At 60.7% G+C, this 22642-nt stretch carries 20 protein-coding genes; 13 read left to right on the top strand and 7 right to left on the bottom strand.

What is annotated here, in order from left to right; all coding sequences use genetic code 11:
• Positions 1–54: 54 nt before the first annotated feature.
• Entirely contained in the window at positions 55–2283 is a 2229-nt protein-coding gene (locus BLT89_RS12820; protein WP_090196031.1) for a TonB-dependent hemoglobin/transferrin/lactoferrin family receptor, read from the bottom strand.
• A gap of 236 nt (positions 2284–2519) precedes the next feature.
• Between BLT89_RS12820 and BLT89_RS18005 the strand changes: the two genes are divergently transcribed.
• Genes BLT89_RS18005 through BLT89_RS12790 form a run of 6 tightly spaced genes read left to right on the top strand, consistent with a single transcriptional unit; the run spans position 2520 to position 8037 of the window.
• Positions 2520–3323 (top strand): energy transducer TonB, encoded by an 804-nt coding sequence (locus BLT89_RS18005; protein ID WP_157718868.1) that lies wholly within the window; start codon positions 2520–2522, stop codon positions 3321–3323.
• A gap of 16 nt (positions 3324–3339) precedes the next feature.
• The gene (locus tag BLT89_RS12810) at positions 3340–4410 is read left to right on the top strand and encodes a hemin-degrading factor (RefSeq protein ID WP_090196026.1); all 1071 of its coding nucleotides are present in this window, start codon (positions 3340–3342) and stop codon (positions 4408–4410) included.
• Positions 4411–4420: 10 nt separating this feature from the next.
• Entirely contained in the window at positions 4421–5335 is a 915-nt protein-coding gene (locus BLT89_RS12805; protein ID WP_090199004.1) for a heme/hemin ABC transporter substrate-binding protein, read from the top strand.
• A 50-nt stretch (positions 5336–5385) separates the two neighbouring features.
• Positions 5386–6369, top strand: a complete 984-nt coding sequence (locus BLT89_RS12800; RefSeq protein WP_172829171.1) for a FecCD family ABC transporter permease — start codon at positions 5386–5388, stop codon at positions 6367–6369.
• Entirely contained in the window at positions 6369–7136 is a 768-nt protein-coding gene (locus BLT89_RS12795) for a heme ABC transporter ATP-binding protein (RefSeq protein ID WP_090196021.1), read from the top strand. The genes BLT89_RS12800 and BLT89_RS12795 overlap by 1 nt, the downstream gene beginning before the upstream one ends.
• A 10-nt stretch (positions 7137–7146) precedes the next feature.
• Positions 7147–8037, top strand: a complete 891-nt coding sequence (locus BLT89_RS12790) for a ChaN family lipoprotein (protein ID WP_090196018.1) — start codon at positions 7147–7149, stop codon at positions 8035–8037.
• A 45-nt stretch (positions 8038–8082) separates the two neighbouring features.
• Here the strand turns inward: BLT89_RS12790 and BLT89_RS12785 are convergent, their stop codons facing one another.
• From BLT89_RS12785 to BLT89_RS12770, 4 genes are all read right to left on the bottom strand, one after another.
• A complete protein-coding gene (locus BLT89_RS12785) occupies positions 8083–8883 on the bottom strand; it encodes a Crp/Fnr family transcriptional regulator (RefSeq protein ID WP_090196015.1) in 801 nt (266 codons plus the stop codon).
• 104 nt (positions 8884–8987) lie between these two features.
• A complete protein-coding gene (locus BLT89_RS12780; RefSeq protein WP_090196013.1) occupies positions 8988–9263 on the bottom strand; it encodes a TfoX/Sxy family protein in 276 nt (91 codons plus the stop codon).
• 35 nt (positions 9264–9298) lie between these two features.
• On the bottom strand, positions 9299–10051 hold the full coding sequence (locus BLT89_RS12775) for a class I SAM-dependent methyltransferase (RefSeq protein ID WP_090196010.1): 753 nt from the start codon (positions 10049–10051) through the stop codon (positions 9299–9301).
• 191 nt (positions 10052–10242) lie between these two features.
• Positions 10243–11805, bottom strand: coding sequence for a bifunctional aminoglycoside phosphotransferase/ATP-binding protein (locus tag BLT89_RS12770; protein ID WP_090196008.1), 1563 nt, complete (start codon positions 11803–11805; stop codon positions 10243–10245).
• A 115-nt stretch (positions 11806–11920) separates the two neighbouring features.
• Here BLT89_RS12770 and mrcB point away from each other — a divergent pair, with 115 nt between their 5' ends.
• From mrcB to BLT89_RS12755, 3 genes are read left to right on the top strand one after another with little or no spacing between them, the layout of a single operon-like run.
• A complete protein-coding gene (gene mrcB / locus BLT89_RS12765) occupies positions 11921–14257 on the top strand; it encodes a penicillin-binding protein 1B (RefSeq protein WP_090196005.1) in 2337 nt (778 codons plus the stop codon).
• A gap of 17 nt (positions 14258–14274) precedes the next feature.
• On the top strand, positions 14275–14967 hold the full coding sequence (locus tag BLT89_RS12760; RefSeq protein WP_090196002.1) for a tetratricopeptide repeat protein: 693 nt from the start codon (positions 14275–14277) through the stop codon (positions 14965–14967).
• Entirely contained in the window at positions 14967–15299 is a 333-nt protein-coding gene (locus BLT89_RS12755) for a YqcC family protein (RefSeq protein ID WP_090196000.1), read from the top strand. Before BLT89_RS12760 ends, BLT89_RS12755 begins: the two co-directional genes overlap by 1 nt.
• 12 nt (positions 15300–15311) lie before the next feature.
• Here the strand turns inward: BLT89_RS12755 and BLT89_RS12750 are convergent, their stop codons facing one another.
• Positions 15312–15761 (bottom strand): DUF4124 domain-containing protein, encoded by a 450-nt coding sequence (locus BLT89_RS12750; protein WP_090195998.1) that lies wholly within the window; start codon positions 15759–15761, stop codon positions 15312–15314.
• A gap of 188 nt (positions 15762–15949) precedes the next feature.
• Positions 15950–17854, bottom strand: coding sequence for a pyrroloquinoline quinone-dependent dehydrogenase (locus tag BLT89_RS12745; protein ID WP_090195995.1), 1905 nt, complete (start codon positions 17852–17854; stop codon positions 15950–15952).
• 502 nt (positions 17855–18356) lie between these two features.
• On the opposite strand from BLT89_RS12745, the gene BLT89_RS12740 reads away from it, so the two are divergent.
• The 4 genes from BLT89_RS12740 (at position 18357) to pssA (ending at position 22627) form a co-directional block, all read left to right on the top strand.
• Positions 18357–20081, top strand: a complete 1725-nt coding sequence (locus BLT89_RS12740; RefSeq protein WP_090195991.1) for an acetolactate synthase 3 large subunit — start codon at positions 18357–18359, stop codon at positions 20079–20081.
• Positions 20082–20083: 2 nt separating this feature from the next.
• Entirely contained in the window at positions 20084–20575 is a 492-nt protein-coding gene (gene ilvN, locus BLT89_RS12735) for an acetolactate synthase small subunit (RefSeq protein ID WP_090195988.1), read from the top strand.
• Positions 20576–20616: 41 nt separating this feature from the next.
• The gene (gene ilvC, locus BLT89_RS12730; protein WP_090195985.1) at positions 20617–21633 is read left to right on the top strand and encodes a ketol-acid reductoisomerase; all 1017 of its coding nucleotides are present in this window, start codon (positions 20617–20619) and stop codon (positions 21631–21633) included.
• A 154-nt stretch (positions 21634–21787) separates the two neighbouring features.
• Positions 21788–22627 (top strand): CDP-diacylglycerol--serine O-phosphatidyltransferase, encoded by an 840-nt coding sequence (gene pssA / locus BLT89_RS12725; protein WP_090195983.1) that lies wholly within the window; start codon positions 21788–21790, stop codon positions 22625–22627.
• The last annotated feature ends 15 nt before the right edge of the window (positions 22628–22642 follow it).

Genomic DNA, 22642 nt, shown 5'->3' with positions numbered 1-22642 from the left:
GGGATTCCTCGGCTACGCACGGGATTATCCCCGCCCGTGGTCGAGGAGTGCCAGTCAGATTTCCCAGATCAGATTGACCGCGGCATAACGCCCCGGCTGGGTGTAGCGCTCCAGGTTGACGTTGCTGCTGGTCAGACCCTGTACGTCGCCCCATTGCCAGTACTGCTTGTCGGTCAGGTTGTACAGACCGGCGTTGAGCGAGACTTCTTCGGTGAGCTGTACCCAGCCGTTGAGATCGAGGATGCCGTAACCGGGCGTAGCGTACTGGTCGGCGGTCTGGGTATCGTCGACGCGGTGCTTGGCTTGTACCAGGGTCCAGTTGAGGGCGCCACCGTATTGCCCGGAAGGCGCGTCATAGACCAGACCCAACACGGATTTCAGTGGATCAACACTGTTTAGTGGCTGGCCGTTTTCCTCGTTCTTGCCGCGTGCGTAGGCAATGCTGGCCCTGGCGCTGGTGCCGGAAGGCAGGCCGAACTCGTCGAGGAACAGCTCGCCATTGGCTTCGGCACCGCGAATGGTCGCCCGATCCACGTTGATCCACTGGAACTGGCCGATGTAATACCCCGGTGCCGGAGTAATAACCTGTTCGATGAAGTCATCGTAGCGGTTGTAGAACAGCGCCACGCCATAGCTGCCGATCTGATGCTCACCACGCAGGCCGGCCTCGAAGCTGTTGCTGGTTTCCGGGTCGAGGTCCGGGTTGCCGATCTGCCGGTAGCCCAGCGCCGGGTTGGAGAACTCACCAAACATATAGACCGGGCTGGGCGCGCGGAAGCCGGCGGCGTACTGGCCATAAATGCTTTCGGTGTTGCTCAGCTCGTAGTTGGCACCGAGTTTGGGTGACAGGTGGTGGTCGCTGGCCCCTGACGGATCGGTTACCAGCGGGTTGCCGTTGAGGTAATTCACGGTGACGTCGGGATCTTGCTTGTAGTGGTCGTAACGCAGGCCGGGGGACAGGGTCAGGCGACCGATCTCGATGCTGTCCTGCACGAACAGGCCGTAGGTGTCGGTGGTCGGATCAGGATAGTCGCTGACCGGGAAGGCTTCCGGCGACGGCACCGCAGCGCCGGTATCCAGGCGGACTTCGTAACCATCGCGCTTGTTGCTGCTCTCGATGCGCTTGGCGTCAAAACCCCAGATCAGCAGATGCCCGGTGTCGGCGACGTTGAAGGCTTTATCCAGTTGCGCACTGAGGTTCCACAGCTTCTCGTTGTACTGGGAATCGCGGTAGCGATAGCGTTCGATGCCCGCCAGGGTTTCGCGGATCTGATCGGTTTCCTGACGGTTATCGCTGTCCTGGTGAGTAAGTTGCCAGTGCAAATTGTCGACCCAGGCCTGCTCGAGGCTCAACCAGTGGTCCAGGCTGATGCGATCGCGTTCAATCTTGTCCTTGCTCCGGGCGTCCACGATCCCGGGAAATATGGCGGTGGGATCGGTCAGGCCGCTGAGCTGGTTGCCGTCGGCGTGGTCGCGATAGTACTCGTAGCTCAGTTGCAAACGATTGCCGGGGCTGTAGTCCCAGCCCAGTTTGGCCAGCATGTTCTGGGTGTCGTAATCCAGCGGATCGGCCTCGCCGCGATACTTTCCGGTGCCGCCGGTGTTGCTGTCGGTGTCGGTCGCGTGGCCCTGAACCTGGCCTATGTGCAGCAAGGCATCGAGATTGTCCTGGCGGCCGGCGAAGGTGCCGCTGGTCAGCCAGCTGTCATCACTGCCGTCGTAACCGGTCTTCAGTCGGGCGGCGGCGTCATCGCCGTCATCCAGATAGTCGGCGGCATCCTTGGTCAGGAAACTGACCACGCCGCCAATGGCGTCACTGCCGTACAGCGATGAAGCCGGACCACGGATGATCTCGGCCTGTTTGATCGTGTCCAGGTCGATGTAATCACGCCGGACATCCTGGAACGGGCTGAAGCTATAACCCTGGGGCACGCTGACACCATCTACCTGGGTCAGTACGCGGTTGCCGTCTATGCCGCGGATATTGAAGCCGGAGAGCCCGAAACGACTGCCGGTACCGCTGACTGAAACGCCCGGCTGGTAGCGCACCAGATCCTGGATGTTGTTGACGTTGTTCTGATCGATCTCGCGCTCATCGATGACTGACACCGTGGCCGGCACATCGCCAATCCGGCTATCGCTGCGGGTAGCAGTGACGGTCACGGTGTCGAACTGGGTGGCGGTCGCGGTTTCGCTGTCCTTGTCGATGTCGGCGGCCAGGGCCAGCGATGGCGAAAGCAGCAGCAGGGCCAGCCAGGGGCGGCGCGCAAAGGGTGGGGTCATGCAAGGTCTCCTCGGGGACTACGGTGGTATTGGCCAGCGCGGCAGATTTTTCTGCAGCAGAACGTACGAGCCGGATTGATCGGGGTGCCTGAGCGGCTGTGCAGCCCTGATCAATCCGGCATGTTTGCCCTGTCGCCAGGCGCTGACCGGGGTTGGTGTCGGGAGCAGACGTTAATCACGTTGACATGTAAATGCAAATCATTATCAAATAGATTCAACATTTGTGGAGCCTGATTGTGCCGCGATTCCCTCTGTTCCTGAGCTTGTCTGTTGTGCTGCATCTGGCCGTCGGCATGTTGCTGTTCGGACGTGATGCCACGTCGGCAGCAATGCCGACGGTGAAAGCTGCAGCGCAACCGACCGTGGTCCAGGTGAGTCTCGCCCTGGCGCCTGTCAGAGCACTGCCGGTGGCGGCCAAGCCGCTTGCCGCCATCGAGGAAAAATTACCGGTAAAAGTGCCAGCCAGGCAGATCAAGCCGGCCAAGCCAGCCAAGCCAGTAAAACCAGCCAGGCCCGCTATTGCTGTGGCCAAAGCGAAACCGCCTGCGCCGCCAGTGCAAGCTGGGGCCGTAAAACCCGCGCCCAAGGCGACCGGGCCGCAGGCCACGGCACTGGCCGAAAACACCGCTGCACAAACCGCTCAGCCACCTGCTGCACCAGCCGTCTCGGCAACTGCAGCTGCAACTGCAACTGCAACTGCAACTGCAACTGCATCAGCAACAGCAACAGCTGCGGCCGAGACCGAGGTGGAAGTGCTCAGCCGCCAGCCGGCTTTCCGTTTGCCGCCCGAGCAGCCGCGTTACCCGGCGCAGGCACGCCGGCGCAACCAGCAAGGCGTGGTGTTGCTGGAAGTGCGTCTGGATGCCCGTGGAGCGCAGCGTGAAATCCGTCTGTTGCGCTCGTCCGGCTTTCCCAGCCTCGATCGTGCAGCGCTGGAGGCAGTGGCCGAGTGGCGCTTTCACCCGGAAGTCATCAACGGCCGGGGTGTCCCCAGTCGCGTTCAGATCCCCGTCGAATTCGCCCTGATGGCGAGTCGTTAACCAAGGAGCAGCAAAGATGCATAGCCAACAGCCGATAACCGCAGGCGCGCCGGCGCTTTACCAGAACTGGCAGCAGTTGCGTACACAACATAAGGGGTTGCGTGCCCGCGATGCGGCGCAGCGCCTGGGTGTCAGCGAAGCCGAACTGACGGCCAGCCGGTTAGGCGTGGACTGTCTGCGCTTGCGCCCGGACTGGCGCGCCCTGCTGGCCGCGCTGGAGCCGCTGGGTTACGTGATGGCGCTGACGCGCAACGAGCACTGTGTACATGAGCGCAAAGGCCATTACCGCGAGCTGACGGTGATGCCCAGCGGGCAGATGGGTATGGTGGTTTCCGCGGATATCGATCTGCGGCTGTTCATGACTGGCTGGGACAGCGTCTTTGCTGTCGAGGAAGAAACGCCGCGCGGCACCCAGCGCAGCGTGCAGATCTTCGACCAGCAGGGCAGCGCCGTGCACAAGGTGTTCCTCACGGCAGACAGCCCTCTGCCGGCCTGGTCTGCCTTGCGCGATAACTTCCGCGCGGCCGAACAGAACGCAGTGCTCAATCTGCAACCGCTGCCGGTAGCCGAAGCGGTCAAGGACGATGGGTTGATTGATGCCGAATCGTTGCGCAATGCCTGGGCCGAGCTCAAGGATACCCATCACTTCTTCGCCCTGTTGCGCAAACATGGCTGTAGCAGAACCCAGGCTCTGCGTCTGGCTGGGCGCCAGTGGGCCGAACCGCTGGCCCCCGAAATGCTGCCGCAGTTGCTCGAACAGGCAGCTGCCGGCGAAGTGCCGATCATGGTGTTTGTCGGCAATCGGCACTGCATCCAGATCCATAGCGGCACGGTGAATAACCTGCGCTGGCTGGACAGCTGGTTCAACGTACTGGATAGCGAATTCAACCTGCACCTGAAGACCCCGGCCATCGCCCAGCTGTGGCGGGTGCGCAAACCCAGCAGCGACGGCATGGTCACCAGCTGGGAAGCCTTCGATGCGCAGGGCGAGCTGATAGTGCAGCTGTTCGGCGCACGCAAGCCGGGGATTCCGGAACTGCGCAGCTGGCGTGCGCTGGCCGAATCCTTCCCAGCTCTGGAAGACTGAGGTGGCGCTGATGCGAACGGCCTCGAGAAGGCAGCGGGCAGTGCGCTGGCTGCTCGCCAGTGCGCTGTTGCAACTGGCGGCACCGGCCTTTGCTGAAGCGCCGCCGGCCCGCTGGGTGAGTGCCGGTGGTGCCCTCAGTGAATGGGTGGTGGCGCTGGGTGGCGAGGAGCGTCTGGTGGCGGTGGACAGCACCAGCCGGCATCTGCCGTCATTGCAAGCACTGCCGGTGATCGGCTACCAGCGGCAACTGGCGGCTGAAGGCATTCTGGCGCTGGCGCCGGATCTGCTGCTCGGCACCGAGGAAATGGGTCCGTTGCCGGTGCTGGCGCAGCTGCGCGCTGCCGGAGTGCAGGTCGAGGTGCTGCCGGCCACCGTCGAGCTGGCGGTGCTGCAAGGCAACCTGCAGCGTCTGGGGGAATTGCTCGGCCAGCCGCAAAAAGGCCGGCAGGCAGCGCAGGCCTTCGCTCAGCGTCTGCAGGATCAGCAAGCCTGGATCGCCAGAGCGGCGCAGCAACAGAGCGCCCCCGGCGTGCTGTTGCTGCTCGGACACGCCGGTGCCAGTCCGCTGGCTGCCGGGCAGGGCACGCTGGGTGACTGGCTGATCAGCCAGTCCGGCGGGCGCAATCTGGTCGATCATCAAAGCTACAAGGCGCTGTCGGTGGAGTCGCTGGTGGCGCTGGATCCCGAAGTGTTGCTGATTGCCGACCGCAGCCTGCAGGGCGAATCCGCGCGCGAAGCGCTGTTGCAGCAGAATCCGGCTCTGGCCGGTACCCGTGCCGTGCGCGAGGGGCGTGTATTGCTGGTCGATCCGACGCTGCTCACCGGTGGTCTGGGGCCGCGTTTGCCGGATCAGCTGGCGGTACTCGCGGCAGCCTTTTATCCTGCAAGCCCGCCCATCGTTGCCGAAGCGTCGAATCAGCCATGAAGCCTGTCGTCCATCCCCGCCTGCTGCTGGTAGCACTGGCTTTGTTGTTGCTGCTGGCGGTCTGGCTGTCGCTGGCCCTGGGGCCGGTCAGTCTGCCGCTGAGTGAGACCCTGCGCGGCGGATTGCGCCTGCTCGGTGTGCCGCTGGCGGGCGAAGGCCTTGAGCGCGCGGAACTGATCATCGGCCAGATTCGCCTGCCACGTACCCTGCTGGGGCTGGCGGTGGGTGCGGTGCTGGCACTCACCGGGGTGAGCATGCAGGGGCTGTTTCGCAATCCGCTGGCCGATCCGGGGCTGGTCGGGGTGTCCAGTGGTGCGGCGTTGGGGGCGGCATTCGCCATTGTGCTGGGGGCTAACTCGACGGCGGTGCCACCGGCTTTTGCGCCCTATCTGTTATCGATCAGCGCCTTTGCCGGCGGCCTGCTGGTGACCAGCATGGTATTTCGCCTCGGCCGCCGCGACGGCCAGACCAGCGTGGCCACCATGCTGCTGGCGGGGCTGGCGCTGACCGCGCTGTCCGGCGCGGTGATCGGCTTGCTCACCTATCTGGCCGATGACGCGACCCTGCGCAGCCTGACTTTCTGGAACCTCGGCAGTCTGAACGGTGCCAGCTATGCACGCCTGTGGCCGCTGCTGCTGGTGGCGACTGCGGTGGCACTGTGGTTGCCGCGCCGGGCGCGGGCGCTGAATGCGCTGCTGCTGGGTGAATCGGAGGCGCGCCATCTGGGTTTCGAGGTCGAACGGCTCAAGCGCGAGCTGGTCTTGTGCACGGCGCTGGGGGTCGGCGCGGCGGTGGCCGCGGCCGGGATGATCGGCTTTATCGGGCTGGTGGTACCGCACCTGGTGCGCCTGCTGGTCGGGCCGGATCACCGCATCCTGTTACCGGCCTCGTTGCTCGCCGGGGCCAGCCTGCTGCTGTTCAGCGATCTGCTGGCACGCCTGCTGCTGGCCCCGGCGGAGTTGCCGATCGGCATTGTCACGGCGCTGCTCGGCGCGCCGTTCTTTCTTTATCTGTTGTTGCGGGGGCGTGGTTGATGCTGCGGGCTGAAAAACTCACGCTCAAACGTGGCCAGAGCATGGTGCTGTCCGAAATCGATCTGCAGCTGCAGCCCGGCGAAGTGCTGGGTGTGCTGGGGTCCAATGGGGCGGGGAAAAGCACCCTGCTGGCGGCACTGTGTGGCGAATTGCTGCCCGATGCCGGCAAGGTCAGTCTGGACGGTCGGGCCTTGGCCGACTGGGAGGGTCCGGCGCGGGCACAGCGCCTGGCGGTGTTGCCGCAAAGTTCGACGCTGAATTTTGCCTTCGCAGTCGAGGCGGTGGTGGCCATGGGGCGTCTGCCGCATGCCAGTGGCGCCCGGGTCGATGGGCAAATCGTCGCAGCGGCGTTGCAGGCGGCAGACGCAGCACATCTGGCCGGGCGCAATTATCTGCAGCTGTCCGGTGGTGAACGGCAGCGCGTGCATCTGGCGCGGGTGCTGGCGCAGTTATGGCCGGGACAGCCTGGTCAGGTTTTGCTGCTGGATGAGCCGACCTCGATGCTCGATCCGCTGCACCAGCACACCATCCTGCAGGCCATCCGCACGGTGGCCGCCTCCGGCTGCGCAGTGCTGGTGGTGCTGCATGATCTGAATCTGGCGGCGCGTTACTGCGACCGGCTGCTGCTGCTGGCCAATGGCCGCGCCCAGGCTCTGGCCAGTCCGCAGGAAGTATTGCAGCCGGCTTTGCTCGAGGCGGTGTTCGGCCTGCGGGTGCTGGTGCAAAACCATCCGGAACTGGGTCATCCGCTGATCATTGCGCGCTAGGGAGGTCTGTATGCGAATAATTTTACTCGGGCTGCTTGGCCTGTTGGCGGCATGCCAGTCACAGCCTGTCGAGCTTCCGTTGCTGCCAGCCTGGCAGGCACCGGAGGCGCGCGAGCATGCGGATCTGGGGCGCATCGTCGATCTGCGCAGCGGTCGGCAAGTGACCCCGCAACAGCTGCTCGAGCAACTGGCGGCCGCCCCGCGGGTACTGGTTGGCGAGCAGCATGACAATCCGGATCACCACGCCTTGCAACTATGGCTGTTGCGTGCCCTCACGGCGCAACGACCGCAAGGCAGCCTGCTGCTGGAGATGCTCAATCCCGATCAGCAAAGTGCCGTAGACGCGGTGCGGACTGATTACCTCAGCGGCCAGCCACCGGCGGATCTGTACCAGGCGCTGAACTGGCAGCCGAATTGGGACTGGGGCGTGTATGGCGCGATTGTCAGCTATGCCGTGCAGCAGCCATGGCCGCTGCAGTCGGCCAATCTCGATCGCAGTGAAATCATGAAAATTTATGCCAAACCGCCGGCGTTAAGCGGTACGCACTCGACTACAACTGAGGTGCAAGAAGTTTTGCTGGCGCAAATTCGCCAGTCGCACTGCGGGCTGTTACCTGAAAGTCAGTTGCCCTCCATGCTGGCCATCCAGCAGCAACGTGACCGGCGTATGGCCGAGCGCTTAAGCGAGGCACCGCAGCCGGCCCTGCTGTTTGCCGGTGCATTTCATGTGCGCCGCGATCTGGGAGTGCCATTGCACCTGCAGGATCTGGACGCTTCCGATGGCGCGCTGGTGCTGACACTGGCCGAGGCGGGTAGCCAGGTCACTGCTGCGCAGGCGGATTTCGTCTGGTTTACTGCCGCGCAACCGGAAGAGGACCACTGTGCTGCTTTACGCAAGTGAATAAAAAACCCGGCACCGGGCCGGGTTTTCTGCAGAGCAGGATGTTCAGTCTTTCGGTAGTTGCTGGCGCAGCTGGGTAACTTCCTTGTTCAGCAGGTTGATGCGCTTGGCCATGCCTTCAATCAGGCTGTGGGCGATGCGCGTATTGCTTTGCATCAGGCCGAGGAACTGCTCCTTGGGAATCACCATGACCGTGCACGGCTCGCTGGCAATCACGGTGGCACTGCGCTGTTCGCGGGTGAACACGGCCATCGCGCCAAATATTTCGTCCTTCACCACGTCACCGACCTTGTGCCCGTCAACAAAGGCTTCGGCATGGCCTTCGATGATGACAAACACGTGCTCGGCATCATCGCCTTGCTGGATCAGCTCCTCGCCGGTAGCAAAGCTCTGGAAGCCGGTGGCCGGATTGATATTGCTCGGCTTCAGCTGGGCCAGGGCGTTCGACAGCAGGGCGGTATGGCCGACCAGGTACTGCACGAACAGCTCCTGGCGCTCTTCACTGGCATAGATGTGCTTGAACACTTCACCACGGGTATAGGGAATCAGCGTGACCGGTTCTTCGCTGGAATAACGGCAGCTGGGCAGCTCCACTCCCTGCCGCAGCCCGAGCAGATCGCCCTCCTGCATATAGAACAGCGGGCGGCCATCTATCAGCCCGTTTATCAGTCCTTGTTCAATCAGATACAGCTGGTTGCCGGGCAGGGATTTGCCGAAGTCATCACTGTCCTCGATGACCAGCGGTTCACCGGACGGCTCAAGGCCGGCAAGCAGCGCAGTCGGCATGGCCTGCAGGCGAGAGATCAGCTTGTCGGCGTAAGCCGGTTGCTCACCGAGTAGATACATTGGGTTATTTCCTTGAACGGGCTGACAGGTGTCTGGCACAACAGTGTGGCTAACAATAAGCGCCACCAGACACTTCGTAAATCCTTGTCGGTGCGGGTTGTGAGCTAGCGCTTGTTGCTGTTCGGCGAAACTCCATCGAGTTGCTGATTGAGTTCCGCCTTGATGCCTGGAGAAAGCTGGTTCCAGTGGACATTCAGCAAGGCGCCTTCAATGGCATACAGCAGCACCTTGGAGGCACTGAAGCCCCGCGCCTTGACGGCCTGATAAGCCGATACGGCGCCATGCCGGCGCAAGTCGGAGGCGTTGTGAATGCCCACCGCGTGTAGCCATTGGGCGGAAGTTTTGCCGAGATTTTTCAGGTCCTGCAATTCATCGTGCATCGGGCCCCCTTGAGCTGTTTATGCATGTACCGCCATCAAAGGCCCGGATAGCCTGCAACGAAGTGTAGTGGCCAGCGCACCAGAAGTTGCTGGCGGATATCGCCCCATGCGCTGGCCAGGGCAGGCTGAAACATACTCACCGGATCCTGTTGGTGTTGCTGCTCCCAGCGCTGCACGGCGGACCAGGTTCTCAGGTAACCGAGCAGGTGTTCGAAGCTCCAGTGTAGTTGGATGGCAAAGTCCGGTACCCGGATTCGCGGAAAATCCGGGTGAATGTCGCGATAGCCGTTATCGACACAAGCCCGACCGGCTGGCCAGTAACCAGCGAGCAGCTCGCCATGCAGTTCCCTGACCAGTGCATCGACTGCCGGATTGATCTGCATCAGTCCATAGCACCAGGCACAGAACAGCCCATCGGCTCTCAGGCAGCGGCGGGCTTCGGCAAAGAACGCCGGGTCGGCAAACCAGTGCAGCGCCTGGGCCACGGTGATCAGGTCCAGACTGGCGGACTGCAGCGGCAGATGACGGGCATCGGCGGCAAACAACTGCAGCGCGCTGGCGCAGTTGATTTCTCCCAGTTGTTGCTCGCTGCTGTCGCAGGCCAGTACCTGTTCGAAGCGTGCTGCCAGTGGCTGGCTGGCCTGGCCATTGCCGCAGGCGATGTCCAGCGCGCGTTGTTGTTGCGGGCTCCTGGCAGCAAGCCAGTCGAAGAGTGCAGAGGGGTATTGTGGGCGGAAGCTGGCATAGCCGCTGGCGCGCTCGCCGAACAGCCGGGTTACATCGCTCATGTGCGCCCAGACCGGCTCTGGGTGAGCGCCTTGCGGGCTCGGTAAGGCGCTGTGACGAACCCGCCAGCCGGCGAGCCGGCGGCGCTTGCTTGACGATCTTCGGTACGAATCATGCCCGGCATCCCGCGGAGGTATCCACGGGGGAGTATAGAAGTTGTTTCTGCAGCGCCGTAACCATCGGCAATGCCGGTTTATTGCCCGTGCAGATGCTGCTCGATACGCGCGGTCAGGCTGTCGATGCTGGCCTGGTCGCTGGTATCAATTTTGCCGCTATAAAGCAGCTCGTCTGCAGTCAGCGCTTCGCGGCTGGCCTGTTGTGCCTCGATCACCTCCATGGTGGCATCGGAGGGGTCACTGCCTTGCGCAGTGCGCTGGGCCAGCCACCGGGCAATCACTGCTTGTGGTGCATGGCAATCGATAATCAGCATTGGCACGGCGGCCGCTTCGGCCGTGAGTCTGGCGGCCTCGCGCTGCTCCTGCTTGAGGTAGGTGGCATCAATCACCACCGGCAGGCCGCTATGCAGGATGCTGGCGGCCAGCCGGTGCAGGCGCTGGTAGGTGATGGCGCTGGAGTCGGCACTATAGATGCCGGTACCCAGCTGGCCCGGCGTGCTGTCCTGCTGCTCGCCAAACAGGCGCTTGCGCTCGACATCCGAGCGCAACCGAATGGCGCCGAGATCTTCTACCAGACGCATGGCGACATGGCTTTTGCCCACCGCCGAGACCCCGTGGGTTATCGCCAGAAACGGGCTGGGTATAGTGCTGTAGCTTTCCGCCAGATTGGCATAGCTGCGGTACTGGCGCAGGGTGGCCTGACGTTCTTCATCGCTAGCCTGATGCGCCAGGCTGAACAGGCAGACCTTGGCCCGCACCATGGCCCGGTAGGCCTTGTAGAAGTTCAGCAGTTCCAGGCCGGCATAGTCACCGGTGTGTTCCAGCCACAGGCAGATGAAACGCCGCGACAGTGCGTGCAAACCGCGGTCTTCCAGATCCATGGCGAGAAAGGCGGCATCGCAGACGATGTCGATCAGGCGGAACGGTTCATTGAACTCGATGCAGTCGAACAGGGCGACCTTGCCCTCCAGTAGCGTGGCGTTGCCCAGATGAATGTCGCCGTGGCATTCGCGAATGAATCCTTCGGCCTTGCGTTGCTCGAGCAGGGGTTGCAGGCGGGCAAAGGTGATTTCGGCCCAGTCTTCCAGCGCTGCCAGTTGCTGCAGGTCGGTGTCCTGATCGAGCATGCTGCGGGCCTGCTCGAAGTTTTGCCGTACCGGAGCCATGACCGCTGCAGCGCTGCCCAGCGGATTGTCTGCCGGCACTCTGGGTGTATGCAGGTGAAAGTTGGCGATCTGCCGCGCCAGGTCGTCGATATGTTCGGGCAGCAACTCGCCACGTGCCAGCACATTGGTCAGCAGCTGGCTTTGCGGGAACTGGGCCATTTGCAGGGCGTATTCGATAACCGGGCCGCTGCCGTCCAGCTGTGGCGCTTCGGCGCTGCCGGTGATTGGCAATACCTGCAGGTAGAGGCCATGGGTCAGGCGCTGGTTGAGATGCAGCTCTTCATTACAGAAGTGCTGGCGCGCTTGCAACGAAGTGAAATCAAGAAAACCGAAATTCACCGGCTTCTTGATCTTGTAGGCGTAGGGTCCGGTGAGCAGAACCCAGGAGATATGGGTTTCGATCAGTTGAAAGCGGTCTACCGGGTGCGGATAGAGGGCCGGGTTCTGCAATGCGGCTATCAGGGACTGGCTCACGGTAAATCCTTGCGTCGAGGCTCTTTGAGGTCAGCATTATGGCGATTGTTGCCGGCGCTGCAAACCGCACGGCCTTGCCTGCTGGCATGCGGCAAAGTGCGTATAATGCGCCGCCATGACCAGATCCCGCTCCCCAAACCCGTCGCGCTCGCCCCGTGCCCGCTCCAGGCGCAAGCCTGCCGCTTCGCGCGGCTGGCTGGGCTGGCTGTTCAAACTCGCCCTGGTTGGCAGCGTGTTGCTGGCCGGGTTGATGGTGTATTTCGATGCCGTGGTGCAGGAGAAGTTTTCCGGCAAGCGCTGGACGGTGCCGGCCAAGGTGTATGCGCGGCCGCTGGAGTTGTTTGCCGGACTGAAACTGGACAAGCAGGATTTTCTGACCGAACTGGAGGCTCTGGGTTACCGGCGTGTTACCTCGGTCAGCAGTCCGGGTACGGTTTCGGTTGCCGGCAATAACATCGAGCTGGGCACGCGCGGCTTCATGTTCTATGAAGGGGCGGAACCGGCACAACGGGTCCGCGTACGCTTCTCCGGCAATTATGTGGCTGAGTTGAGCCGCGCCAATGGCGGCAAACTCGCCGTTGCCAGGCTTGAACCCCTGCTGATGGGCGGCCTGTACCCTGCGCACAATGAGGATCGCGTACTGATCCAGCTGGATCAGGCACCGATCTATCTGCTGGAAACGCTGGTGGCGGTCGAGGATCGGGATTTCTACAAACACCTGGGGGTATCGCCCAAATCGATCGCCCGGGCACTGTGGGTCAATGCCGCTGCCGGCGGAGTGCGCCAGGGCGGCAGTACCTTGACGCAACAGTTGGTCAAGAACTTCTACCTGAGCAACGAGCGCAGTCTGACGCGCAAGGCAACCGAAGCACTGATGGCCTTGTTGCTGGAACTGCATTACAGCAAGCAGGAAATTCTCGAAGCCTACCTCAATGAAGTCTTTCTCGGGCAGGACGGCCAGCGCGCCATTCACGGCTTTGGTCTGGCCAGCCAGTACTATTTCAGTCAGCCGCTCTCGGAGCTGAAGCTGGATCAGGTTGCCTTGCTGGTAGGCATGGTCAAGGGGCCTTCGTATTACAACCCGCGCCGCTATCCGGAAAGGGCACTGGCGCGGCGCAATCTGGTGCTGGATTTGCTCGCCGAGCAGCAGATCATCACTCCTGACGAGGCTGAGGCAGCGAAGAAGAAGCCGCTCGGCGTGACCCAGCGCGGTACCTTGGCCAATACCTCCTATCCGGCCTTCATGGATCTGATCAAGCGCCAGTTGCGCGAGGATTATCAGGAACAGGACCTCACCGAAGAAGGCTTGCGCATCTTTACCAGTTTCGATCCGATCCGCCAGACCGAGGCGGAGTCGGCATTGACCGAGACGCTGAAGCGCCTGGGCTCGCGCAAGGGTGTCGACGCAGTCGAAGCGGCCATGGTGGTGACCAATCCGGAAACGGGCGAAGTGCAGGCGCTGATTGGCAGCCGGAATCCGCGCTTTGCCGGCTTCAACCGTGCAGTGGACGCGGTGCGGCCGATAGGCTCGCTGATCAAGCCGGCGGTCTACCTGACCGCTCTGGAGCGCCCGAGCCAGTACACCTTGACCAGCCATCTGCTCGATGAGCCGTTTTCCGTCAAAGGCCAGGATGGTCAGGTCTGGAAGCCGCAAAATTATGACCGCAAGGCCCATGGGGATATCTTTCTTTATCAGGGGCTGGCGAATTCCTACAACCTGTCGACTGCCAAATTGGGCCTCGAACTGGGCGTGCCCAAAGTGCTCAACTCGCTGGGGCGTCTGGGTGTCGAGCAGGACTGGCCTGCCTATCCGTCGATGCTGCTGGGTGCCGGCGGGCTGAGCCCGTTACAGGTGGCCGGGATGTACCAGACCATCGCCAATGGCGGATTCAATACGCCGTTGCGGGCTATTCGCAGTGTGTTGACTGCCGATGGCGAGCCGCTCAAACGCTATCCGATCCAGATCCAGCAGCGCTTTGATCCGGGTGCCATTTATCTGTTGCAAAATGCCATGCAGCGAGTGATGCGCGAAGGTACCGGGCGTTCGGTTTATAACCAGTTGCCGGCTTCGCTGATCGTGGCAGGCAAGACCGGTACCAGCAACGACTCGCGCGACAGCTGGTTTGCCGGGTTTAGCCAGGACCTGCTCGCAGTGGTCTGGCTGGGCCGTGACGACAATGGCAAAACCCCGCTGACCGGGGCCACCGGAGCCTTGCAGGTCTGGACCAGTTTCATGCGCAAGGCTGAGCCGGTGTCGCTGGATATGCCGCTGCCGGATAATGTGACCCAGGCATGGATTGATGGCACAACCGGTCAGGGCTCGGATCCGAGTTGTACCAATGCTGTGCAGATGCCCTATATTCGGGGCAGCCAGCCGGCAGCCGGCACACCCTGTGGCCTGACCGCTCCCGTAGAGTCCGTGATGGACTGGGTGCGTGGCTGGGTTGAGTGACCTTATGAGGATTGCATGTGAATAAGAATCGGGTTTGCGCATTGGCCGTTTGTGTCGTGCTGCTGGGAGGCTGTGCCAGTGCACAGCGCGGAGCAATTCCTGTGGTTGATGCCGGTGGCCCGCTGTCTGCCGGGGGCGCCAGCAGTTCGATACCGGACGGGCAGGCTGTCGAGCAGGATTCCGGCGTGGTGGTTATGGTTCCGGGTGGCAGCAGTTCGGCGCCGATCCAGACGTTTCCGGCGCCCTCCGGTTCAGCGGTTACAGCTCAACCGGTGATGTCGGGCAGTGAGCCGCTGCCGGTTGGCGGTTACGGGATGCCGGTTGTGCCGTCGTCAGCGCCGGTTTCCGGCATTCCGTCCGGGGGCAATCTGAGTGCTGACGAGCAGCTGGATGGGCCGGTGCTGGCTTTGCTGACTACCGCCCAGCAACAGCAGGGCAGTGGTGATCTGAATGGTGCGGCATCGAGCCTTGAGCGTGCACAACGAATAGCCCCGCGCGAGCCGCAGGTGTTGTACCGGCTGGCGGAGGTTCGTCTTGCCCAGGGCGACCCGGCCCAGGCCGAACAACTGGCCCGACGTGGCCTGACCTATGCGGGTGGACGCCCGCAGTTGCAGGCCAGTCTGTGGGAGTTAATTGCCCGGGCACGCGAGCAGCAGGGTGATCCGCAGGGTGCTGCGCAGGCGCGTGAGCGGGCCAGAGTTACACTCTGATGGATACACGCGTACCGCAACTGGCGGATCACCTGCTGTTGATCGAGCGCGAGCTGCATGTGCTTGGCTGGTGGTCGGCGGAGTCGCCGGCACAGGAAGATCTGGCCAGTCAGGAACCGTTCTGCGTGGATACCCTGGATTTCGATCAGTGGTTGCAGTGGATATTTTTGCCGCGCATGAAACACATCATCGAGCAGGGGCATCCTTTGCCGGCGGTGTCGGGTATTCAGCAGATGGCTGAAATGGTCTACGCAGATCGACCGGGGCAGGTCGCCGGGTTGTTGCAGTTGCTGGGCGCTTTTGATCGGCTGATCTCCGGCGCCAGCGAGTAGCTCAGCTGCGCATCAATTGCAGTTTTCCTTGATCTGTTTCTGCGCATCGGCAATTTTTGCCTGCCGCTCGGGCTCGGTTAAACGACGTGGTTGACCGTTCTCCTCGACGTTCAGTCGCGGATTGTTTTCGAGCTGGGCGAGATTGGTGCGCAGCGAGTCGCAATACTGTTTCAGTTCGGCTTGCTGCTTGGCGACTTTCTGTTTGACTTCCGCATCAATCTTTTTCTGCGCATCGGCGTCTCTTTCGTCCTTCAGCTTGGGTAGGTCAGAAGGCGGCGGTAAGCCGATTTTGCCCGTGCCGTTGCCGGTTCCGGTATCTACCAGGGTTGCCTGGACGCCCTGTGGCGGTTGGGCGCCGAAGTGAGATTGCCCGTTGGCATCCACCCATTGGTAAATCGGGCTGGCCATGAGCTGGCTGGACAGGGCAAGCGAAAAGCTGGCAAGAAGGATGATGCGGCGCATGCGGGTTCCTTGAGGTAGCTGCTGTATACGGGATTACTATAACCAAAAGCTGTTGAACTTCATCAGGCTCTGGCGTTATTGCATTTAAATCTGCGAAAAATCTAAACCAGTGCGCTTTTCTCGAGCGCTATCCGGGCATTTCAGGCCGGCAATTGCTTTGCAGCAGAGACCGGCCTTCAGTAAAAGTTTTATTCGGGCAAGGCAAAGGCATACAGGTAATCACCTGCAGGCCGGCTGAACATGGCATGGCCGCCGGCGTTGATGACGATGTACTGACGGCCCTGATAGACATAGCTCATCGGGGTGGCAGTGGCATCCACCGGCAGTTTATAACGCCAGAGTTCGCGGCCATCCGTAGAGTCAAAGGCGTGGAAGGTACGATCCATGGTGGCGCCGATGAACATCAGACCGCTGGCAGTGACCAGTCCGCCACCAATATTGGGTGTTCCCCATTCAATGCGGAACGGGGCGGTTACCGGGCCCATTTCATGCACTGAACCCAGGGCAACGCTCCAGACAATTTCACCCTTTGCCAGATCAACCGCGACCAGGCGACCCCAGGGAGGCGGATTGCAGGGAATGCCCAGCGGCGACATCAGTGCGCCAATGGCTACGGTGTAAGGCGTGCCTTTCATGGTCACGTGCATGGTTTGTCCCGCGGTCGGATGATCGCGGGTGGCGGTGGTTTCGGCGTTTTTCAGCAGTTGTCCAACGAACGGCAGAACGTTCACGTTCACCATCAGCAGATTCTGTGCTGCCAGATAGGCGCCACCACCCCAGTTGGCACCGCCCATGCTGCCGGGAAACATCAGCGTGGGTTGCTCCGAAGGCGGCGTAAACAGTCCGTGGTTGTTCAGTCCGGCAATTTTTTCATGACATTTCTGCCGGTCCCAGAAAGTAAGCCCCCATGCATCGTCCGGGCTCAGTGAAATCGGCATCAGTGGTGGCGGCTTGATCGGGAACGGTTGGGTGGGCGCGGTGATTTCACCCGGAATGGTGCTGGCTGCAACCGGACGCTCCGCAACCGGCAGCAAGGGTTTCCCGCTAGTCCGGTCAAGAACAAAGACAAAGCCTTGTTTGGTGACCTGGGCCAGTGCCGGAACGGGGCCGTCCGCGCCTTGCCAGTCGAAAAGAATCGGCTGGGCAGGGGTGTCGAAGTCCCACAAGTCATGATGGGAGTGCTGAAAAGCCCAGACCTGCTTGCCGGTGGATAGTTGCAGCGCGACCACTGAATTGGCATTCCGGTTGTCGCCCGGTCTTAGTACACCGTAGTAGTCGGGCGATGGCGCACTGGTCGGCAGAAAGACCAGGTCACGCTGTGCATCAATGGCGATGGGGGCCCAGACATTCGCCCCGCCCGTGTGGGCTATGCCCTCGAGGGGGTTGAATTTCCACAGCTGTTTTCCGTTGATGGCGTCATAGGCCGCGACCACGCCACGCGGCGCTTCGGCGAGTGCGAAGTCGATCACTGACGAGCCGACCACCACGACACCATTGGCAATGGCCGGGGGTGAACTGCTGGCCACTTCGTCGGGCTTGAACAGGCCGTGTTCGGCCAGCGCGACTTCTCCGCCGTTGCCGAAATCCTCACAGCGGGATCCCGTGTGGGCATCCAGTGCGATCAGCCGGCGATCGGCAGTCAGGGAATAGATGCGTTGGCGGCAGCTCTTTACTTCGCTGCTGTCGGGCACGCTCCAATAGCTGACGCCGCGGCAACGGAATGGCCGGGTGTTGTCCCGATTGATCTTCGGATCAGATTCCCAGCGGACTTTTCCGGTCGCCGGGTCCAGGGCAATCACCCGGTTGAACGGGGTGCAGTAGACCAGTGATTCACCGGCCTCCTCTGGCAGCAGGATGGGCGTGGATTGTCCGGCGCTGTTACGCAGGGATTGCGGATCGCTGGCCAGATCCCCGCTCTGATGGATCCAGGCGGGCGCAAGCTTTTCCAGATTGTCCCTGGTGATCTGCGTTGCCGGGCTGAAGTGCTGGCCCGCCAGCGGATCGGGCATCGCCAGCGCGTGGACCTGGAATGCCACAAACAGTGTGCTGCAAGTCAGTAGGGGGTTCACGAAGGCATTGATTATTCGTCGCATGGTGTTCTGCTTGTTTTGAGCTGTCAGGGCTGTTTTTCAGGCCACTTTAGCTTTGTTGTCGGGAATATTCCGGGTTTCTGCCGAGTGTAATGGTTTTCGGCCTAAATCCGGATTCGGTTTTTCTGCGCTCGGGACAGACTGGCAGGAGGCGCAAAGCTCGCAGCGGAGCAGCTTTGCGCCAAGTGAAAGGTGGATATCGGTAGCACAAGAACTTGACTTCAACTGCCTGAATCGGAACAATTAATGGTTCGATAGCTTTGGTTCTTCAAAGTGCTTTAGCTACTTGCAGGTGCCTACCCGCACCGATCCGTTTCACCCGCAACGCGTTACCTCGCGCTGGGTGGGAGTCCTCCGCAACACTTTGGAGTACTCCCAGTACTTGCTTTTTCAGTAGCTGACGTAGTCGGCGACCATCCGTCGTCCATGCTTGCTGTCTGGCAGTCAACCTATTCGATAGCCGTTCGGTGCGGACGGTATTCTGGCGATTTTAGAGGTGCACAACGTGGAGCTTTTATCCGGCGCTGAAATGGTCGTTCGCTCATTGCGCGACGAAGGCGTTAAGTACATCTATGGGTACCCGGGCGGTGCCCTTCTGCATATTTACGATGCGCTGTTCAAGGAACCGGCTATTTCGCACATTCTGGTGCGTCATGAGCAGGCTGCCACTCATATGGCGGACGGCTATGCCCGCGCTACCGGCAAGGCCGGCGTAGTGCTGGTGACTTCGGGGCCGGGCGCCACCAATGCCGTAACCGGTATTGCTACTGCTTATATGGACTCGATTCCGATGGTGGTTATTTCCGGTCAGGTGCCCAGCGCTCTGGTCGGAACTGATGCGTTTCAGGAAACCGACATGGTCGGTATTTCCCGGCCGATCGTGAAGCACAGCTTCATCATCAAGCATCCGTCGGAAATTCCCGAGGTCATCAAGAAAGCCTTCTATCTGGCTGAGTCCGGCCGCCCTGGTCCGGTAGTGGTTGATATTCCGAAGGATATGGGTGATCCGACCCAGAAGTTCGAGTACAGCTACCCGAAAAAAGCCAAGCTGCGCTCTTACAGCCCGGCCCTGCGTGGACACTCCGGGCAAATCCGCAAGGCGGCCGAAGTCCTGCTGGCGGCCAAGCGGCCGGTCATCTACGCCGGTGGCGGGGTGATCCTCGGTGGTGCTTCGGCGCCGCTGACCGAGCTGGGCAAATTACTCAACCTGCCGGTCACCAATACCCTGATGGGGCTGGGCGCTTTTCCGGGTACGGATCGCCAGTTCCTTGGCATGCTGGGTATGCACGGTAGCTACACCGCTAACCTGGCCATGCACCATGCTGATGTGATTCTGGCCGTCGGTGCGCGTTTCGATGACCGGGTGATCAACGGTGCGGGCAAGTTCTGCCCGAATGCCAAGATCATCCATATCGATATCGACCCTGCCTCAATCTCGAAAACCATCAAGGCCGATATTCCGATCGTCGGGCCGGTAGAAAGTGTGCTTACCGAGATGGTTGCGGCGGTCAAAGACATTGGTGAGCCGGCGAACAAAGACGCGCTGGCCAGTTGGTGGAAACAGATCGAGGAATGGCGCGCGGGCCGCAAGATGTTCCCGTACGACATGGGTGATGGCTCGATCATCAAGCCGCAAACCGTGATCGAAACCCTGAGCGAAGTGACCCGCGGTGATGCGTTCGTGACTTCCGACGTGGGCCAGCACCAGATGTTTGCTGCGCAGTACTACCCCTTCGACAAACCGAATCGCTGGATCAACTCCGGTGGTCTCGGCACCATGGGCTTCGGCTTTCCGGCGGCGATGGGTATCAAGCTCAACTTCCCGGATGCCGATGTGGCCTGCGTTACCGGTGAGGGCAGTATCCAGATGAACATTCAGGAGCTGTCTACCTGCTTGCAGTACGACTTGCCGGTGAAAATCGTCAACCTGAACAACGGTGCCCTGGGCATGGTTCGCCAGTGGCAGGACATGCAGTACAGCAGCCGCTATTCGCACTCCTATATGGAATCGTTGCCGGACTTCGTCAAGCTGGCGGAAGCCTATGGGCATGTCGGCATGCGCATTACCGAGCTGAAAGATCTCAAGCCGAAGATGGAAGAGGCTTTTGCCATGAAGGATCGTCTGGTGTTCCTCGATATTGCGGTGGATACCAGTGAGCACGTTTACCCGATGCAGATCAAAGACGGTGCAATGCGTGACATGTGGCTGAGCAAAACGGAGCGGACCTGAGCATGCGACACATAATTTCGCTTTTGCTGGAAAATGAACCGGGCGCACTGTCCCGCGTGGTCGGTCTGTTTTCACAGCGTAACTACAACATCGAGAGTTTGACGGTGGCGCCGACCGAAGACGCGACTTTGTCGCGTCTGACCCTGACCACCGTCGGGCAGGATGAGGTAATCGAACAGATCACCAAAAACCTGAACAAGCTGATCGAAGTGGTCAAGCTGGTGGATCTGTCTGAAAGCGCCCACATCGAGCGTGAGTTGATGCTGGTGAAGGTCAAGGCGACCGGCGCCCAGCGCGCCGAGATCAAGCGCACCACGGATATCTTTCGCGGACAGGTGGTTGATGTCAGCACCAGCGTTTACACCATTCAGTTAACAGGTACGACAGACAAGCTGGACAGCTTTCTTGAGGCGATTGGTACTGCCTCGATTCTGGAGACGGTCCGCAGCGGTGTCACCGGCATTGCCCGTGGCGACAAGGTATTGAGCATTTAAACCATCTACAACTGGCCTGGCGGTCAAATAGGGGAATATCCATGAAAGTGTATTACGACAAAGACTGTGATCTTTCGATCATCCGCGGCAAGAAAGTCGCAATCATCGGTTACGGCTCGCAGGGCCATGCTCACGCGTGCAACCTGAAGGATTCGGGTGTGGATGTGACGGTCGGTCTGCGTCCGGGCTCGGCCACAGTCGCCAAGGCGCAAGCCCATGGCCTGACCGTGAAGAGTGTTCCCGAGGCTGTTGCTGCTGCTGATGTGGTGATGATCCTGACGCCGGATGAGTTCCAGAGTCGTCTGTACCGTGACGAAGTCGAGCCGAACCTGAAGAAGGGTGCCACCCTGGCTTTCGCCCACGGTTTTGCCATTCACTACAATCAGGTTGTGCCCCGTGCTGACCTCGACGTAATCATGATCGCCCCCAAGGCCCCCGGCCATACCGTGCGCTCCGAGTTCGTCAAGGGCGGCGGCATTCCTGATCTGGTCGCGATCTTCCAGGATGCTTCCGGCAATGCCAAGAATCTGGCTTTGTCCTACGCCTCTGGTGTTGGCGGTGGCCGCACCGGCATCATCGAAACCACCTTCAAGGATGAAACCGAGACCGACCTGTTCGGCGAGCAGGCCGTACTTTGCGGTGGTTGCGTCGAGCTGGTCAAGGCCGGCTTCGAAACGCTGGTCGAGGCTGGTTATGCGCCTGAAATGGCTTACTTCGAGTGCCTGCACGAGCTGAAACTGATCGTGGATCTCATGTACGAAGGCGGTATCGCCAACATGAACTACTCGATTTCCAATAATGCCGAATACGGTGAGTACGTCACCGGTCCTGAGGTGATCAACGCCGAGTCGCGTCAGGCCATGCGTAACGCCCTCAAGCGTATCCAGGATGGCGAGTACGCCAAGATGTTCATTCTGGAAGGAGCGTCAAACTATCCTTCGATGACTGCCTACCGTCGTAACAATGCGGCGCACGGTATCGAAGTGGTAGGTGAGAAGCTGCGCTCGATGATGCCGTGGATTTCGGCGAACAAGATCGTCGACAAGGCCAAGAACTGAGTTTCTTGCAGGTATGAGAAAACGCGGCCAAGGCCGCGTTTTTTATGTCTGTAGTCTGCTTCTGGTATAAAGCTGTATTGCTGGTGCTGGATAGATAAATCCCGGCGCAGTTGTGTAAACCGAATTTTTCCCAATCCGTAGCAAGGTGCTGTTCATGAACGAACGTCCCGAAGAGTCCGCAAAAGCCTCAGATGCCGAGAGGATGTTGCCATTTGATGAGCATGTAGAGGAGGGGCAAGACGCGGATGGCCAGAAGGTGCGCCATCGCGGGGTGTACCTGCTGCCGAACCTGTTCACCACGGCCAACCTTTTTGCAGGATTTTTTTCGATTATCAGTGCGGTTAATGGAAAGTTTGAAGTGGCCGCGATAACCGTATTTGTGGCTATGGTGCTGGATAGTCTGGATGGTCGAGTGGCGCGGATGACCAATACGCAGAGCGCATTCGGCGCAGAATACGACTCCTTGTCCGACATGGTGGCTTTCGGTGTTGCGCCGGCAATGTTGGCGTACACCTGGGCGCTTTCAGGGCTGGGCAATGTCGGTCTGGCGATCTCTTTCATCTACGTCGCCTGTGCAGCATTGCGATTGGCGCGCTTCAATACCCAGATAGGTATCGCCGATAGCCGCTTCTTTACAGGGTTGGCCAGTCCTGCCGCTGCCGGTGTGGTTGCCGGAATGGTTTGGGCTGTATCGACACTACCCGAAAAAGGGCTGGCGGGGGATGATCTGCCGATTCTGGTGGTGATGTTTTTTTCTTTGCTGGTGGCGGCGGCAGGCCTGTTGATGGTCAGCAACTTCAAATACAACAGTTTCAAGAAGCTTGATTTGAAGGGGCGGGTGCCATTCGTTGCGATTCTTGCCATTGTGCTTGGCTTCGCGGTGGTTTTCAGTGATCCGGCGCGGATCCTGTTGCTGGCGTTTCTGGCTTATGCGGCCTCTGGGCCTGTGCAATATCTGCTGCGTTTGCGCAAGCGTAATAAGCGTCAGCTGTGAATGACCGAGGGAGCA

This window comes from Pseudomonas pohangensis, assembly GCF_900105995.1.
Taxonomy (GTDB): Bacteria; Pseudomonadota; Gammaproteobacteria; order Pseudomonadales; family Pseudomonadaceae; genus Aquipseudomonas; species Aquipseudomonas pohangensis.
The sequence above is the reverse complement of the archived record's forward strand: the minus strand, read 5'-3'. Positions and strand labels throughout refer to the sequence as shown.